Origin of the sequence: Mycobacterium sp., from assembly GCF_049280035.1 — a bacterium.
GTDB lineage: Bacteria > Actinomycetota > Actinomycetes > Mycobacteriales > Mycobacteriaceae > Mycobacterium.
The window spans coordinates 1-15,169 of sequence record NZ_JBAPPI010000720.1 but is presented as its reverse complement, the minus strand read 5'-3'; the positions used below and the strand labels follow the sequence as shown (position 1 = coordinate 15,169).

The following is a 15,169-nucleotide window of genomic DNA, read 5'->3' as shown; positions in this document are numbered from 1 at the left end:
CTCCTAAAGTTCAGATCAGAGTTACTTAGTTAGCATAGCAAGTATTTAGCCCATATAACAAGTCAGCCGATTGGCCGACGCTCAGGAGCCGGGCAAGTTGATGAACCAGGCTTCCGGGCGACTGGATCCGCTCCCGAGCGTCGGGGCGATCATTAGTCTCGACGAGGTGCCCGACGCAGTGGAGTTGGCCCGAGCCTCCGACGGCCCACCGCGAATTGTCGTCCACCCGAACGGAGACGTCGTGTGATCGAACGAGATCGCCAGGACCGGGAAGATGTAGCCGATGCCCTATTGCGCTACGCGACCGGCATCGACCGGCGCGACTGGACGTTGTTCCGCAGCATCTTCACCGAAGATTGCGAACTGGACTATGGCGAAGTCGGCACATGGAAGGGCGCCGACGCGGTGACCGAGTTCATGCAGCAGGCGCACGCGTTGGCCGGGCACACCATGCACCGGTTGACCAATCAGGTAATCACCGTCGACGGCGACTCGGCCCAGGCGCGCACGTATGTCGATGCGCTGATCATGCTTGCCGACAACAATTCCGGCGTGAACGCGGCCGGTTTCTACGATGACGAGTTAGTCCGTACCGAACAGGGATGGCAGATCGCCCGCCGCCGCTTCACCCAAGTGCGGGTGGCTGCCATTGGTGACCCGACATGACGTTCGCAGCCAAGTACGGGCCGTGGGCTCTGGTGGCCGGTGCATCCGATGGTGTCGGTGCCGCCTTCGCCGAGGGGCTCGCCGAGCGTGGGCTCAATGTTGTGTTGGTGGCGCGGCGCCAGGCCGTGCTGGACGAGGTGGCCGCCGGGATCACCGGCCGGACTGGAGTCGAAACCCACACGTTGGCAGTCGATCTCGCTGAGCACGACGCGGCGTCCGTCGTCGCTACCGCCACCGACGACCTCGATATCGGCTTCTTGGCCTACTGTGCAGGAGCCGATCCCAACTTCGAGCCCTTCCTGGCCAACCCGATAACCACCGCCGAAGCGATGGTGCACCGCAACTGCATGGTGCCAATGCAGCTGTGTCATCACTTCGCCCCGGCAATGGTGCAGCGGGGCAGCGGCGGCATTGTGCTGTTCGGTTCGGGTGCCGGACTCGCCGGTGGGCCGAACATGGTCGTTTACGGCGCCACCAAGGCGTTCGACATGGTCTTCGCCGAGGCGCTGTGGAGCGAACTGCACGACAAAGGTGTCGACGTGCTCGGGCTCATCCTCGGCAAGACTGACACACCCGCATTGCGCCGCCTCGAACACAGCCGCGGGGTGCTCAGCTCCGAAGACCAGACGCCACCGGACGCCGCCGGTGTCGACCAGGTCATCAGCGAAGCATTCGAGAACCTCAGCAACGGGCCGACTTTGATGGTGGGCGACATGATGCGCGCCGCGGTACAGATGTTGTCATCGGTGACCCGCAACGAAGCGGTGAACTTCATGATCCAAGCCCAAGCCGCCGTCATGGGCGGCGACAGCGGATAAAGCCCCCCAGGCGCTTTCAGTTGCCCAGTTGCTTCATGAACACGCTGACCCGGTTGATCAAGCCGTCCAGATTCTGCTCGAACACAAGGCATTCGGGGTATTCGGTGGGGACGCCGTCGATGTCGAAGGTCTCGCTCAGCTCGACGTAGCACAGCCGATCAGAGGTGTGCGAGATCCGCTTCACGTCCAGCCGGTAACCCGTCAGCGAGGCGAACACACTCTGGAGGAACTTCAGATACGGCTGCTTGCCTTCGACGACGTCGCAGTACGGGCCGTCCCGGATCAGGTCGTCGTCGGCGATGGTGGCTGCCAGGCCGTCCCAATCGTTGACGGCCAGGCACGCCAGATAGCGCTCCACGGCGCCGGCGTCAATCGCCATGAAATCTTCATACGCTTTCTCGCACGCGACCGGTACCTGATCGGCATAAGTTGAGGTGGATGCTAACTCCCATGGCGAGCAACACCGAGCGTTACCGCGCGGCGCGTGACCACGTCTTCGCCATGGGCAACGACGACAGGCTCGCGAGCACATTCGAGTGGCCGCGTCTGGTCGGCGCGTTCAACTGGGCCACCGACTGGTTCGACGTCATTGCCCGCGGCAACGACCGCACCGCGCTGCGGATCGTCGAGGGAGACGGCCGTGAGCAGAGTGTCAGCTTCGCCACGATGGCCGAGCGGTCCGACCGGGTGGCGGTGTGGTTGGAGCAACTCGGTGTCGGCAAGGGTGATCGCGTCGTCCTGATGCTGGGCAACCAGATTGAGCTATGGGAGTCCACCCTTGCCGTCGCCAAACTCGGGGCGGTGGTGATGCCGGCGACCGGTGCTCTGGGATCATCAGACCTCGCCGACCGCATCACCCGCGGCGAAGCGCGGGCCGTGATCGCCAACGCCGTCGATACCGCCAAGTTCGACGACGTCGGCGGCAACTACCGCCGCGTCGTGGTGGGCGCCGACACCGCGGGGTGGCATTGCTACGCAGAAGCGGCCGATGTCGTTGCTGCGGGGCCGTTCACCGCGCGAACCACGGTGGACGATCCGATGCTGATCTACTTCACCTCCGGCACAACGAGCAAGCCCAAGCTGGTGGCGCACTCTCAGATCAGCTACCCGGTCGGGCATCTGTCGACGATGGCGTGGATCGGGGTGCGACCGGGTGACGTGCACTTGGCGATCAGCTCGCCGGGGTGGGCCAAGCACGCCTGGAGTTGCCTGTTCGCACCGTGGATCGCCGAGGCGACAATCTTGGTGTACAACTACCGGCGATTGGACGCCGCGGCGCTGCTGAGCCACCTCCGTCGCGGCGAGGTGACCACCTTCTGCGCGCCACCGACGTTGTGGCGCATGCTGATTCAGGCCGACCTGGGTGCCAGGCCCGAGGCGCTGCGCGAGATCGTGGCCGCCGGCGAGCCGCTCAATCCCGACGTCATCGCTCAGGTCGAGCGAGCGTGGGGGCTGACCATCCGCGACGGCTATGGGCAGACCGAGACCACGCTGTTGGTCGGCAACCTTCCGGGCCGTCCGGTCAAGCCCGGTTCGATGGGCCAGCCGCTGCCCGGTGTGCCGATTGTGCTCGTCGATCCGGTCAGCGGTGCGCCCGGTGAGGAGGGTGAGATCTGCCTTGACCTGAGCGCGAAGCCAGTCAACCTGATGAGCGGGTACCTCGAGGATCCCGAACGCAACGCCGCCGCAATGGCCGGCGGCTACTACCACACCGGTGACATCGCACGACGCGACGCCGACGGGACGATCACCTATATCGGCCGCACCGACGACGTGTTCAAGTCCTCGGGCTACAAGGTGTCGCCATTCGAGTTGGAAAGCGTGCTCATCGAGCATCCGGCGATCGTGGAAGCCGCCGTCGTGCCACAGCCCGATGACACCCGGCTGGCGATTCCCAAGGCCTACATTGCATTGGCCGCCCACTGGCCGGCGAACGCTGAGACGGCAAGGGCGATCATGGAGTTCGTGCGTGACCGGGTGACGGCACATTTGCGGGTACGGCGAGTCGAGTTTTACGAACTGCCGAAGACGATCTCTGGCAAGATCCGCCGAGTGGATCTGCGGCGCCGCGAGGAAAGCGCACATGTTGCCGGCAGGCTGAATGCGGCGGAGTACCGATACGAAGACCTGGTGGGCTGAGCGGTGAAATCCTATGACGCGGGGCCGATCAGCCCACCGCTCCTCGAGGAAACGATCGGGGAGAACTTCGAGCGGACGGTTGCAGCGAACCCGGACGTTGAGGCGCTGGTCGACGTAGTCCACGACCGGCGGTGGACCTACGCCGAACTGAACGCCGAGATTGATCTGATCGCACGGGGTTTGATGTCGCTGGGCGTGCAGCAGGGCGAGCGCGTCGGCGTCTGGTCGCCGAACTGTGCCGAGTGGACCATCGTGCAGTACGCGACCGCGAAAATCGGCGCCATTCTGGTCAACATCAACCCCGCCTGCCGCACACACGAGCTCAGATTTGCACTGGACCAGTCGGGCGTTCGTACGCTTATCGCGGCGACGGCATTCAAAACTTCGGACTGTCGACCGATGGTCGAGGAGGTGCGTCCGACCGCAGTCGAGCTGCGCGACGTGGTGTTCCTCGACAGCGACGGCTGGACCGACCTGCGCGACCGCGCTGAGCCGGTGTCGGTGGACGCGCTGCGAACCCGGATGGAGGCCCTGGACAACCACCAGCCCATCAATATCCAATACACTTCAGGAACAACGGGTTTCCCGAAGGGCGCGACGCTGTCGCATCGCAATATCCTTAACAACGGGTTCTTCGCCACGGAGCTACTCAACCTGGTGCCCGGTGATCGGCTGTGCATCCCGGTGCCGTTCTACCACTGCTTCGGAATGGTGCTGGGCAACCTGGGCTGCACCACCCATGGGGCCACGATGGTTATCCCGTCGTCGGGGTTCGATGCCGGGCGCACCCTGGCCGCGGTCCAGACCGAACGCTGCACGGGGCTATACGGCGTGCCGACCATGTTCGTCGCCATGCTGGGCCATCCGGACTTCGCCAACACCGACCTGTCTTCGCTGCGTACCGGCATCATGGCCGGCTCGGTATGCCCGGTCGAGGTGATGAAACGTTGTGTCGCCGAGATGAATATGACCGAGGTGGCGATCGCCTATGGCATGACCGAGACGTCGCCGGTCTCCTGTCAGACGCTGATCGATGACGACCTGGAGCGCCGAACCGCGTCCATCGGGCGGGCGCACCCGCACGTGGAGATCAAGATTGTCGACCCCGAGACCGGCGACGTCGTGCAGCGCGGCCGGCCCGGCGAGTTCTGCACCCGCGGCTACTCGGTGATGCTGGGCTACTGGCGTGACGACGCCAAAACCCGTGAGGTGATCGATGCCGACGGGTGGATGCACAGCGGGGACCTTGCCATCATGCGGGACGACGGATACTGCAACATCGTGGGGCGCCGCAACGACATGATCATCCGCGGCGGGGAGAACGTCTACCCGCGCGAGATCGAAGAATTCCTCACCACCCATCCCGACATCGACGAAGCACAGGTCGTCGGCGTCCCGGACGCTGATTACGGCGAAGAGGTCTGTGCGTGGATCCGGATAAAGCCGGGACGACCCCTGCTCGACGCGGACGCGGTCCGTGCCTTCGCCACCGGAAAGGTGGCGCACTACAAGATCCCGCGCTACGTGCACGTCGTCGACGAGTTTCCGATGACCATCACCGGCAAGGTCCGCAAGGTCGACATGCGTGCGGAAAGCGCGCGGTTGTTCGGGCTCGAAGACCTGGCGCACCACGACAAACGTGGAATATCAACCGCCGCAATGCCAAAAGACCGTCGCCCTGCCGATCCCGATTGACCCAGTTGTCCGAGATTGGCGCAAATAGCGGCGGGTAAATACCTGGGCCCGGCCATGGCGATGCCGATGCTGGGCACCACCTCGCTGACCACGGCGCGGCGATGTCTGGGTTATGTCGGGTCGGGCATCAGGTTGGTGATGCAGAACGGATGACCCACCGGGTCGATCAGGACCCGCCAGTTATCCGGATTGGGCTGAATCTCGGCCTTCGTGGCACCCAATGCAAGGATCCGGGTCTCCTGAGCGTCGAGGTCAGCGACGGCTAATTCCAAGTGCAGCTGTTTGGGCACCGGGCCGTCTGGCCAACTAGGACGCTGATGGTCGGCCACGCGTTGAAACGTCAGCAGGACGCCCGCCCCTTTTAGGGCCACGAAATCGTCGGAGGAGAACATCACCTCCAGACTCAAGACGTCCTTGTAGAAATCGCCCAACACTGCGGGGTTTGGGCAATCGACCGATACCGCACCCAGCCGAACATCTCCCACAATGACCGCCTTCCGTGTCCCCTAACCTCATTACCTGCCTTCGCGAGTCTGGCACGCGCCACCGACACGGCCACTTGGGTCCCGGTTCCATACAAACGAGACGCTGGTCCGGGGATGCCGGCCGGCGCCGTCGACCACGTCGGTCGTAAGTTACTGCTAGGCCCCAGAGCGGAGGATGTGTGACAAGTCAAGACGTAATCGACGGTGTGACGGTAGTCCGATTCGACAATCCGCCGGTGAATGCGCTCGACCTGAACCTGCTCGAGGTCATCATCGCCTCGATGCGAAACGTCGAGGGGCCCGTCGTCATCACCGGCGCGGGCCGGTGTTTCTCGGCCGGCGTCGACCTGCGCGCGCTTGTCGACGGTGGCGCTGAGTATGCCGAGCGTTTCGTAACCGCGCTCTCCGAGGCCTTTCTCGCGGTCTTTGACCACCCCGCACCGGTGATCGCCGCGATCAATGGGCACGCCATTGCCGGCGGGTGCGTGTTCGCCATGTGCGCCGACGTACGACTCATGTCAGCCGGGACGATCGGGCTCACCGAGCTTGCCGTCGGTGTGCACTTCCCGGTCGCCGCCCTCGAGATATGCCGCTTTACGATGGGGCCATCTGTGACCCGGGCAGCGCTGCAGGCCAAGACGATTGACGCGGACACCGCGCTGGCCAACGGATGGATCGACTCGGTCATCCCGAATGACGACCTGATACAACAGGCGATTGCGATCGCGCGCGAAGTCGGTCAGTACTCCCCGGCTGCGTATGCGGCCACCAAGCGACAGCTGCACCGGCCGGTCCGCACCGTGATCGATGCGGGCGTGCAGGTGGATGAGACGGTTCGGGCCAGTTGGATGACAGAGGAAACACGCAGCCGGATCGCCGCGTTTGTCGAAGCGCTGGCCCGCAACCGCTAGGTTAACCGACTGTGAGCTTTTGGATCACCCACGGCGCGCACACGCTGACCGAAGACATACCGGCGGCGCCTGACAAGGTGCGCGACTTCTACGTGGACCTGGACAACATCAAAGTTGTGCACCCGCTGGTTGTTGCGGTGCAAACCATCTCGCGCGACGACACTGCGGACGGTTACGTGCAGACCTATCGAGTGCGCGACCGCATCCCGGTGGGGGCGTTCGCGCTGCGGGTGAGCTACCGGGCCCGCGTCGAGGTCCCGGTGCGCGGAGATGTGATCACCGAGGCCCGTCAGTTCCCCCGGGTGCGGCTGAACGGCACCGTGACATTCGAGCCGATCGACTCGGGCACCCGTCTTACCGAGCGGCTACGGATCGCGGCACCCCGCCCGCTGGCCGCGATGACCCAGCGTGAAGCGGTCAACGCACACATCGCGATGCTGTCGGGCATCCGCAGCCACTTTCAGTCACTACTAGCTCCGTGACACGAGGCTCATCGCGCCTGGCGGTGGACACGTGTGTGGTCGGGCTGCCGCCTTCTTCCATTCCGGCGGTGGGAGCCAGATATGTGATCTCGGTGAGCCGAGCGGAATAGGCGCGACGGGCCGCGCGTTTGAGCGATTCGTGGCAATCGATGAGCTCTTTCAACCGCTGACCGTCCGCTCGCTGACCGTGCGGAACCGGTTCGCGATGGCGCCGATGACCCGCCAGGCGTCACCCGGTGGAATCCCCGGCGGCGATGTCGCCGAGTACTACCGACGGCGCGCCGCGGGCGGCGTCGGACTGATCATCACCGAAGGAATCCGGCTGCCCGAGCCCGCCGCGGGTCACCCGTTCGCCATTCCTACGCTCGCGGGAAACGAGGTGCTCGCTGGGTGGACTCGCGTCGTCGACGCCGTCCACGGGGAGGGTGCCACGATCGCCGCGCAGCTGTGGCACCAGGGCGTGCAACGTGACGATGCCGACGGCGTGGTGCCGGTCGGCCCGTCGGGCGTGGACGGGCTCGGAAATCCGAGGGGCCGGGAGCTGGAAGCTGATGAACTGCACGGCATCGCGGAGCTTTTCGCGCGAAGTGCCGCCAACGCGCGAGACGTCGGCTTCGACGCCGTCGAGATCCACGGTGCTCATGGCTACCTGCTGGACCAATTCCTCTGGGAGCGAACGAATCTGCGCACCGACGGCTACGGCGGTTCCCTGGTTGCACGGACTCGCTTCCCGGCCGAGGTGATTGCTGCGGTGCGTGCCGCAGTCGGTCCGGACTATCCGATCATCTTCCGCTTTTCGCAGTGGAAGGGCACCGACTATACGGCGTCAATCGCCGACGACCCGACGCAGCTGCAGGAACTGCTCGCGCCGTTGGCCGATGCTGGAGTCGACGTGTTCCATCCCTCGGCGCGCAGGCACTACGTGCCCGGATTCCCTGACTACGACCGCGAGTTGAGCCTGGCCGGATGGACTAAGAAGGTCACTGGGCTGCCGGTCATCGCGGTTGGTTCCGTCGGGCTGGAAACGCAGTTCCGCAGCGAGAAGCAGGGCCAGGTGATCCGGCCCGCACCCGTTGACCGCCTGGTCGAGCAGTTCGACGCCGGTGAGTTCGACGTCGTGGCCATCGGACGCGCGCTGCTCGCCGACCCGGCATGGGTGAATCGCCTGCGCGACGGCGTGCTGGACGAGTTCAACGGATACGACCCGCAGGTGGCGCTGTCCGCGCTTGCTTGACGACATCATGTGTACTGCGCAGCAGCAGGATGCGGCTCAGTAACACCGGCCGGATCGCCGTCGGCATAATTGGGCGTGTGCCACAAACACAGACGACGAAGGCGCTCGCCAACCCAGCTCAGCCGCATCACGCGCTTTTACGGGAGTTGGAGCGCTACATTGAGGCCCACAATCCCGACGTGACCGACGTCAACGTGGTGAGCGCCACGGACACCGGCCGAGCTGACAAGCATAAGCCGGTCCGCCACTGGTACCACGTCACGTACGAAGCGTGAGCGTCAGCGCCGGCCGGATCAGATCAGTTGTCGTCGCAATTCTCGCCTGAGCACCTTGCCGTAGCTGTTCTTCGGTAGCCGGTCCACGGTTAGGTAGCGCTTCGGGCGTTTGAAGCGGGCGATGCGCTCCAGCAGGTGCGCGTCGAGGTCGTCGGGTTCGGCCGCGCCGACGATGAACGCGACCACAACCTCACCCCACTCGGCGTCCGGTACCCCGACCACACACGCTTCCGACACACCCGGATGCTCGAGCAGCGCCTCTTCCACCTCTCGGGGATAAATGTTGGTGCCGCGGCTGATTACGACGTCTTTGGAGCGGTCGTGCAGCGTCAGGTAGCCGCGCGCATCGAAGGAACCCATATCGCCGGTGCGTAGCCAGCCGTTGCGCAGTGTCGCATCGGTAGCCGCAGGATTGTGCCAGTAGCCGCCCATCACAACGTCACCGTGGCAGACGATCTCACCGATCTCACCGACGCCGGCCGGTGAATCGTCGGCCCGCAGCACCGCGACCTCCATGCCTGACCGCGGATAGCCGACCGAACCCAGGATCGCGTCGTCGGTAGCGTCGTGGTCGGTGCGGCGCAAGCCGGTGATGGTCATCGGCGACTCGCCTTGGCCGTAAATCTGGGCGAAGATCGGTCCGAAGGCCGCCAGCGCTTTCTTGATGCTCTCCACATACATCGGGCCGCCGCCGTAGACGATGGTTCGCAGCTGGCTCGGGCAGGCGCGGCCTGTTTGAATGACTCGCTGCACCATCGTCGGTGCGAGGAAGGCGCTGCAGCCGGGATGGCGCTCGCACAGATCGAGGAACTCACCCGGATCGAATCCGCCGCGCAGGGGCACCACCTGGCGAGCGCCGCGTAGCACGTAGGCCGGGATGTAGAGGCCAGAACCATGCGACATCGGCGCGGCGTGCACCAGACTGCACCCTTCGTCGGGCGCGTCGATGTCGGCGAGGTGGGCGATCGTCATCGCCATCAGGTTGCGGTGGGTGAGCATGGCGCCTTTTGACCGGCCCGTGGTCCCGCTGGTGTAGAACAGCCAGGCCAAAGTCGAGGGATCGGTGTACGGCACCGCCGCGGGTGCAGCGGTCAGCCGATGTGAGTATGCTTCTGCCTCAACGCTTTCCACCGAAAAGTCGCTTGGCCCCAGCTGGTCAGCGATCGTCGCCGAGGCGAAGACTTGCGAGACATCGGCATCTGCCAGGATTTGCGCGATCTCGCGGGGATGCAGCTTGTAGTTGATCGGTACCACGACACGCTCGGCCGCCCAAATCCCGAACAGCAGTTCAACGATCTCCGGGCGATTTTCACTGATGATCGCGATCCGCGCCCCCGCCGTACTGTGCTGCCGGATCGAGCCTGCCAGGCGCAGCGCACGGTCCCGCAGCTCCCGCCAAGTACAGCAGATCCGCTCGCCGTGATAGACCGCCCCGCGATCAGGAAAGCGCTGCGCCGTCTGCTCGAGCAGCGCGAACAGGTTCACCGAGCTGTCCACTCCGATGTCAGCGCAAACTTCGACAGGTACTTGGTGGAGCTCCATCCGCCATCGACCACGATGGTTTGCCCATTGATGAAACTGCCGCCGGGCGAGCACAAGAACGCGACGGTGCTCGCCACGTCATCGACCGTGCCCAACCGCTGGTGCGGCGTCATCTCGGTGTTGATCCGACGAAATCGCGGGTCCTGGAGACGCTCTTCGGTCATCGTCGTCTGGATCACCCCGGGAGCCACTGCATTGCAGCGTATTCCGTGCGACCCGTACTGGCAGGCGATATGGGTGGTCAGCGCGGTCAGACCGCCTTTGGCGGCGGAGTATGGGCCGCCGCGAAGACCACCGACGACGGCGAACGTCGATGTGATGTTGATGATGGCCGAGCCGGGCTGCATGTGTGGCAACACGTCACGCGCCAGCCGGAACGGCGCGCGCAACATTACATTGAGGAAGTAATCCAGTGTCTCGTCATCGGTTCCGTGCAGCGGCGTGGGATTTCCCACCCCGGCGTTGTTGATCAGGAAATCGATGTGACCCCAACGTTCGACAGCGGTTTCGACGATGCGGGTGGGTGCGTCGTCGTCGGTTAGGTCCACCGCAACGGTTGCGACACGGTCGGAAGCGCCGATGGCGTTGGCTAACTCGGCCAGTCGCTGTTCGTTGCGACCGGTGGCCAGCACTGCCATTCCCAGTTCGGAAAGCTTGGTCGCGCATCCGAAGCCGATACCGCCCGTTGCGCCGGTTACGATCGCTATCTGCATGTCATCCATCCGTCTTCGTCAGGGCCGCCTGGATCTGGTGCTTGAGCACCTTGCCGGCGTCGTTTCGCGGGAGCCGCTCCCAGATAACCACTTGCTCAGGTGATTTGAATGTGGCGACCCCTTGTTCCTGCAGGAAACTGCGCAGGCTCGCGACATCGGGCCGCGGCTGATCCGTGGGCACGATCACGGCACACGCACGCTCCCCGGTGCGGGTATCCGGCAGACCGACGACGGCGATCTCCGCGATACCCGGATGGTCGATGAGGATGTCCTCGATTTCTTTGGGCGCGATGTTCTCGCCATTTCGGATGATGACGTCCTTGACCCGTCCCGTGACGACAAGGTAGTCGTCATCGACCCAGCGGGCGAGATCGCCGGTGCGGAAATATCCGTCGTCGTCGAACGATTCGACTTCATCGTCGGCGTGCAAGTACCCCACCAGCATCTGTGGACCGCGCGCATGAATCTCGCCGCCGGCGCCGGCGCCGTCGCCGAGTGTGATCTGCGCCAATCCGGCCCGTCCATCGGTGTCTGCGGCATGGTCGGGCTCGAGCGGGGCGCCGACGGTCGTCACCGGAACTTCGGTCGAGCCGTACACCCGAGTGACCACGGCGCGCTCGAAATACTCTGCTGCTCTGCGGATCAACGATGGTGACACCGACGCGCCGCCGCAAATGAACAGCTTCAACTCCGGCAGTCGGGTACCGGCGCGTTCGGCAGCAGTGAGCATCTGCTCCAGAAAAGGTGTCGCTCCGGCGATATGAGTGCAGCGTTTCGCCCCGATGAGATCGACCGCGTCGTCGGCGTTCCAGCGTTCCATCAGGACCGCGGACGTGCCCAGCAGCAGTGGACATTCAAACGCGTAGATGGAGCCGCCGATATGCGCGATCGGCGACGGCACCAGAAACCGATCACCGGGTCGCACCTGCCAATAGTCGCGGATCTGGCAGATCAGCGCGTGCATCGAGTTATGGCTGTGCAGAACCCCTTTCGGGCGGCCGGTGGTTCCCGATGTGTAAAGGATCATCCGCACCGCATCGGGATCCAGCGTCGGCAGCTCCACCGTCGACGAGTTCGTCGCAGGCAGCGACGTGCCGCCGCGGACCACGATAACCTCGGGCGGCGAATCCATTTTGCTGACCACCCGATCCAACATCTCCGCGTAGTCGTGCGGGCCGAAATGCGATGGTACGAAAATCATCCGGGTGTCCGCGTCTTTGAGGATGAAGAGCAGCTCGCGATCCCGCAGCGACGGCAAGATCGGGTTCACTACCATTCCGGCCATCGTCGCGGCCAGGTAAATGATCGCGGCCTCATGCCAATTCGGCAGCATCATCGACACCACGCTGCCGGGTGGCATGCGGGCCACCAGCGACTGTGCGAGGGCCGCGGCCTGTTTGTAGAGGCTTCGGCAGTCGATTTGGTACGCACCGTCGATCAGCACAATTCGCTGCGGTGTGCGCTGCGCGGCCTCGATCAGCGAGTCAGCTAGGGTGCCACGCACCCACCACCCGCGTGCATAGGCGTCGGCGGTCCGCTCGTCGTCCCAGCGGACCCGTCGTCCACCGATCAGTTTTCCGGTCACCTTGCTTGACATTGCCAATTTTTAAGCCGATTTACGCCGATCTACGCCTTGAGATTAGCCGCGGACCCGTCGCATCGTCATCGAGTGACGGAAACGCGCGGCGGGATGCGTATTGATCGTCACCTGGGCGACCTCGCCATCGGAGGTGGCGTAGGTGCGGTGCACTTCGAGTGCCGGGCTCCCGGGCTCGACGCTGAGCTCCGCGGCGAGTACCGGCGAGATCAGCACAGCGGCGATCTCCTGACGCACCTCGACGATGCTCAACCCGAAGAGGTCTTCGATCAGCGGGAATATCGGGCCGGTATGACGCTGCAACAGTCGGCCCACACCCGCGAATGCCCGGTTGATGTAGTACTCGGTTCGGCACACCGGGAACTTCGCACCCTCGATCTGCCGGAAACCGCGGACGGCCAACCATTCTTCGCCGGTGCTAAGCCCGGTTCGGCCGGCCAGCTCGTCGTCGATGCGGATCATCCCGGTGGATTCGATCGCGAATTGCGCGCCGGTCGCAAAGGCCAGCAGATCGTTGATCGAGACGACGTCTTGAACGTAGGAGTCCGACGAGGGCCGCGGAACCACGAGTGTGCCGGCCCGCGGCCGCGACGCGACGAGGTTGTCGTCACGGAGTCGCCGCAACGCCTCCCGGACGGTATAGCGGCTGACCGAAAACCGCTCGCACAGTTGGTGTTCGGTGGGAAGCTGCGATCCCACCGGGTACACTCCGTCGACGATCTCTTTCCGCAGCGCTCGCGCGACCTGAAGGTAGCGGTGGTCGGTGGGTCGGTCTTCAGCCATCACTACCTTCTCTACGGTCCGGCCGAACTGCAAGCACGCTGCCCTCCGCGTCGGCCGAAACGTAGAGCGTGCCGTCGGGCCCGGCAGCGATGCCGGCGAAGGGTCCCTGCGGCCCGGAGAACGGCGGCATCCCCTTCAGCGGCTTGGGCGATACGCCGGGCGGGGCGCCGAGCGGCAAGCCGGAGGCGATCGTGCGCCGGGTTGCGTCGGCCAGGTCAACGACGACTAACGCCTTGGCCTCGGCGTCGACCACGTACAACTGGCGGCCGCGCAGCAGAATGCCTTGCGGCCGTTGCAAGTCGTCCACCACGGTTTGGACGCCGGATCCGGTGAGCCTGACCACTCGCCCGGCGCCTGCTTCGGAGATCAGGCAAGTGCCGTCGGGCGCGATCGCCAGCCCGATCGGATCATGCAGGCCCGAAGCGATCACGTCGGCCCGCCCGGCCCGGATCGACAACACCCGTCCGGTCCCGAGTTCGGCGGCCACGACGGCACCGTTGTCGGCCAGTGCCACCCCGTAGAGCTGATCGAATCCGTCTGCCAGCACTTCGGTTTCGCAGCTGGCCGGCCGGTAGCGCGACACTTGACCACCCGAGGTGGTGACGACGAACTCGCCAGGTCCCGCCGGAGCCAGGCCGCGCAGGAAACCCGGGTAACCCGGGGTGAACAGCATCCCCACGGTCTGCAGTGTGCGATTAGGCAACAGAACGTAGAAATAGGTTCCGTCGGCGATGTAGAGGTTACCGTCGGCGCCGACGGCCAGATCCAGCGGCCAGTTCAGCCCGCCCGGCAACACGGTCGAAGTCCTTCCGCCGTCCAGGATTTCGGTGATCTCGCCGGTGAAATTCGACACGAACAGCCGATCCCCCACGAAGGTCGAGTTGTCCAGGCCGGGGTTGACATCGGCCAGCACCATCTGCTCGCCGGTGCGCGGATCGATGCGCAGCACCTGGCCGCTGAGGACCTGGGTCGAGACAATGCGGCCAGCCGAGTCGAACTTCACCGAATCGGGCACACCGAGGCCGGTGGCGACTGTTTCGAGCGCACCGCCGTCCAGGTCGATCCGCCAGATTTCATTGGCGCCCATCACCGGGAAGTACAGCAGCCCGTCCGGGCCGACCTCCATCGCGTTGGGGGAGGGAACATTCTCCAGCAGCACCCGCGGCGGGCCACCGGCCAAGTCAAGCTCGAGCAGGCGCCCGCCTTCCCGACATTCGCTGATAAAGAGCCGGCCCTGGTGGACGGTGATCCCGTTGGCGGACGGGACATCGTCACGCAGCACCCGGGTGCGGCCGTCCGTGCCGCGCGCACTAACCCGACCGTCCATGACCTCGGTGGCGTAGAGGTTGCCGTGCCGGTCGAAAGCCACGTCGTCGGGCGCGATGATGTCGCCGCCCTTGGGGCTGATGGTTTCCAACCGACCGGTTTCGATGTCGAGGGCGCTGATTTGGCTACCGGTCACCTGCGCGATGTAGACCCGGCCGTCGGGGCCTGTTCGCAGGCCGTTGGCGCCGAAGAGCCGGCTCGGCGGGGTGAGCCGCTCCAGGCGCCATCCCTTGGCGAGGCTCGGTGATATCCCTGCACCGGAGCGCCCTTCTTGTAGCAACATCGATCATGACCTCCGGCCGGGTGACGTTAGCAAACCGAGTCTGGTCCAGACAATAGTTCGCGATGGCCTTAGCAGCACCCCTTGACGCCTGTCCATTTGCAGAGAATCATATTCTCAATTATGCACATCTGCCTATGTTGTCCGGACAAAAGCTATAGTGCCCGATAACCTGCTCAGTCTTGACCACCGCGTGGTGGTGGTGGCCGGCGCCGCGGGTGGC

General features: G+C 64.6%; 16 protein-coding genes. 9 read left to right on the top strand and 7 right to left on the bottom strand.

Annotation, left to right across the window (positions count from 1 at the left end; translation table 11 throughout):
- Positions 1-100: 100 nt before the first annotated feature.
- Genes WAN71_RS23250 through WAN71_RS23240 form a run of 3 tightly spaced genes read left to right on the top strand, consistent with a single transcriptional unit; the run spans position 101 to position 1,484 of the window.
- Positions 101-247: a hypothetical protein gene (locus tag WAN71_RS23250; RefSeq protein WP_422227587.1), complete on the top strand. Its 147-nt coding sequence runs from the start codon at positions 101-103 to the stop codon at positions 245-247.
- Entirely contained in the window at positions 244-666 is a 423-nt protein-coding gene (locus WAN71_RS23245; RefSeq protein ID WP_422227586.1) for a nuclear transport factor 2 family protein, read from the top strand. The genes WAN71_RS23250 and WAN71_RS23245 overlap by 4 nt, the downstream gene beginning before the upstream one ends.
- The gene (locus tag WAN71_RS23240; protein ID WP_422227585.1) at positions 663-1,484 is read left to right on the top strand and encodes an SDR family NAD(P)-dependent oxidoreductase; all 822 of its coding nucleotides are present in this window, start codon (positions 663-665) and stop codon (positions 1,482-1,484) included. Before WAN71_RS23245 ends, WAN71_RS23240 begins: the two co-directional genes overlap by 4 nt.
- Before the next feature lie 16 nt (positions 1,485-1,500).
- Here WAN71_RS23240 and WAN71_RS23235 read toward each other — a convergent pair whose 3' ends face one another.
- The gene (locus WAN71_RS23235; protein ID WP_422227584.1) at positions 1,501-1,863 is read right to left on the bottom strand and encodes a nuclear transport factor 2 family protein; all 363 of its coding nucleotides are present in this window, start codon (positions 1,861-1,863) and stop codon (positions 1,501-1,503) included.
- A 71-nt stretch (positions 1,864-1,934) separates the two neighbouring features.
- On the opposite strand from WAN71_RS23235, the gene WAN71_RS23230 reads away from it, so the two are divergent.
- Together WAN71_RS23230 and WAN71_RS23225 are read left to right on the top strand one after the other, a co-directional pair.
- On the top strand, positions 1,935-3,623 hold the full coding sequence (locus WAN71_RS23230; RefSeq protein ID WP_422227583.1) for an AMP-binding protein: 1,689 nt from the start codon (positions 1,935-1,937) through the stop codon (positions 3,621-3,623).
- Between the two features lie 3 nt (positions 3,624-3,626).
- Entirely contained in the window at positions 3,627-5,318 is a 1,692-nt protein-coding gene (locus WAN71_RS23225; protein ID WP_422227582.1) for an AMP-binding protein, read from the top strand.
- 110 nt (positions 5,319-5,428) lie between these two features.
- On the opposite strand, the gene WAN71_RS23220 is transcribed toward WAN71_RS23225, so the two are convergent.
- Positions 5,429-5,803, bottom strand: coding sequence for a VOC family protein (locus WAN71_RS23220; protein WP_422227581.1), 375 nt, complete (start codon positions 5,801-5,803; stop codon positions 5,429-5,431).
- 179 nt (positions 5,804-5,982) lie between these two features.
- Here WAN71_RS23220 and WAN71_RS23215 point away from each other — a divergent pair, with 179 nt between their 5' ends.
- From WAN71_RS23215 to WAN71_RS23200, 4 genes are all read left to right on the top strand, one after another.
- On the top strand, positions 5,983-6,714 hold the full coding sequence (locus WAN71_RS23215; protein WP_422227580.1) for an enoyl-CoA hydratase/isomerase family protein: 732 nt from the start codon (positions 5,983-5,985) through the stop codon (positions 6,712-6,714).
- Positions 6,715-6,725: 11 nt separating this feature from the next.
- On the top strand, positions 6,726-7,196 hold the full coding sequence (locus tag WAN71_RS23210; protein ID WP_422227579.1) for an SRPBCC family protein: 471 nt from the start codon (positions 6,726-6,728) through the stop codon (positions 7,194-7,196).
- A 139-nt stretch (positions 7,197-7,335) separates the two neighbouring features.
- Positions 7,336-8,430, top strand: coding sequence for an NADH:flavin oxidoreductase (locus tag WAN71_RS23205; RefSeq protein ID WP_422227578.1), 1,095 nt, complete (start codon positions 7,336-7,338; stop codon positions 8,428-8,430).
- A 77-nt stretch (positions 8,431-8,507) separates the two neighbouring features.
- A complete protein-coding gene (locus WAN71_RS23200; RefSeq protein WP_422227577.1) occupies positions 8,508-8,705 on the top strand; it encodes a hypothetical protein in 198 nt (65 codons plus the stop codon).
- Positions 8,706-8,723: 18 nt separating this feature from the next.
- Here WAN71_RS23200 and WAN71_RS23195 read toward each other — a convergent pair whose 3' ends face one another.
- The 5 genes from WAN71_RS23195 to WAN71_RS23175 are packed head-to-tail and all read right to left on the bottom strand — an operon-like array spanning position 8,724 to position 14,949.
- Entirely contained in the window at positions 8,724-10,202 is a 1,479-nt protein-coding gene (locus WAN71_RS23195) for an AMP-binding protein (RefSeq protein ID WP_422227576.1), read from the bottom strand.
- Entirely contained in the window at positions 10,187-10,969 is a 783-nt protein-coding gene (locus tag WAN71_RS23190) for an SDR family NAD(P)-dependent oxidoreductase (RefSeq protein WP_422227575.1), read from the bottom strand. Before WAN71_RS23190 ends, WAN71_RS23195 begins: the two co-directional genes overlap by 16 nt.
- On the bottom strand, positions 10,962-12,557 hold the full coding sequence (locus WAN71_RS23185; protein WP_422227574.1) for an AMP-binding protein: 1,596 nt from the start codon (positions 12,555-12,557) through the stop codon (positions 10,962-10,964). The genes WAN71_RS23190 and WAN71_RS23185 overlap by 8 nt, the downstream gene beginning before the upstream one ends.
- A gap of 42 nt (positions 12,558-12,599) precedes the next feature.
- Positions 12,600-13,340 (bottom strand): GntR family transcriptional regulator, encoded by a 741-nt coding sequence (locus tag WAN71_RS23180; RefSeq protein ID WP_422227573.1) that lies wholly within the window; start codon positions 13,338-13,340, stop codon positions 12,600-12,602.
- Positions 13,333-14,949, bottom strand: coding sequence for an SMP-30/gluconolactonase/LRE family protein (locus WAN71_RS23175; RefSeq protein ID WP_422227572.1), 1,617 nt, complete (start codon positions 14,947-14,949; stop codon positions 13,333-13,335). Before WAN71_RS23175 ends, WAN71_RS23180 begins: the two co-directional genes overlap by 8 nt.
- Positions 14,950-15,169: the final 220 nt, after the last annotated feature.

What these genes read in the sequence shown, in the direction of transcription:
- WAN71_RS23230 (WP_422227583.1), top strand. Translation starts at nt 1,935, where the DNA reads ATGGCGAGCAACACCGAGCGTTACCGCGCGGCGCGTGACCACGTCTTC.
- WAN71_RS23240 (WP_422227585.1), top strand. Translation starts at nt 663, where the DNA reads ATGACGTTCGCAGCCAAGTACGGGCCGTGGGCTCTGGTGGCCGGTGCA.
- WAN71_RS23185 (WP_422227574.1), bottom strand. Translation starts at nt 12,557, where the DNA reads ATGTCAAGCAAGGTGACCGGAAAACTGATCGGTGGACGACGGGTCCGC.
- WAN71_RS23190 (WP_422227575.1), bottom strand. Translation starts at nt 10,969, where the DNA reads ATGGATGACATGCAGATAGCGATCGTAACCGGCGCAACGGGCGGTATC.
- WAN71_RS23235 (WP_422227584.1), bottom strand. Translation starts at nt 1,863, where the DNA reads ATGGCGATTGACGCCGGCGCCGTGGAGCGCTATCTGGCGTGCCTGGCC.
- WAN71_RS23180 (WP_422227573.1), bottom strand. Translation starts at nt 13,340, where the DNA reads ATGGCTGAAGACCGACCCACCGACCACCGCTACCTTCAGGTCGCGCGA.
- WAN71_RS23250 (WP_422227587.1), top strand. Translation starts at nt 101, where the DNA reads ATGAACCAGGCTTCCGGGCGACTGGATCCGCTCCCGAGCGTCGGGGCG.
- WAN71_RS23175 (WP_422227572.1), bottom strand. Translation starts at nt 14,949, where the DNA reads ATGTTGCTACAAGAAGGGCGCTCCGGTGCAGGGATATCACCGAGCCTC.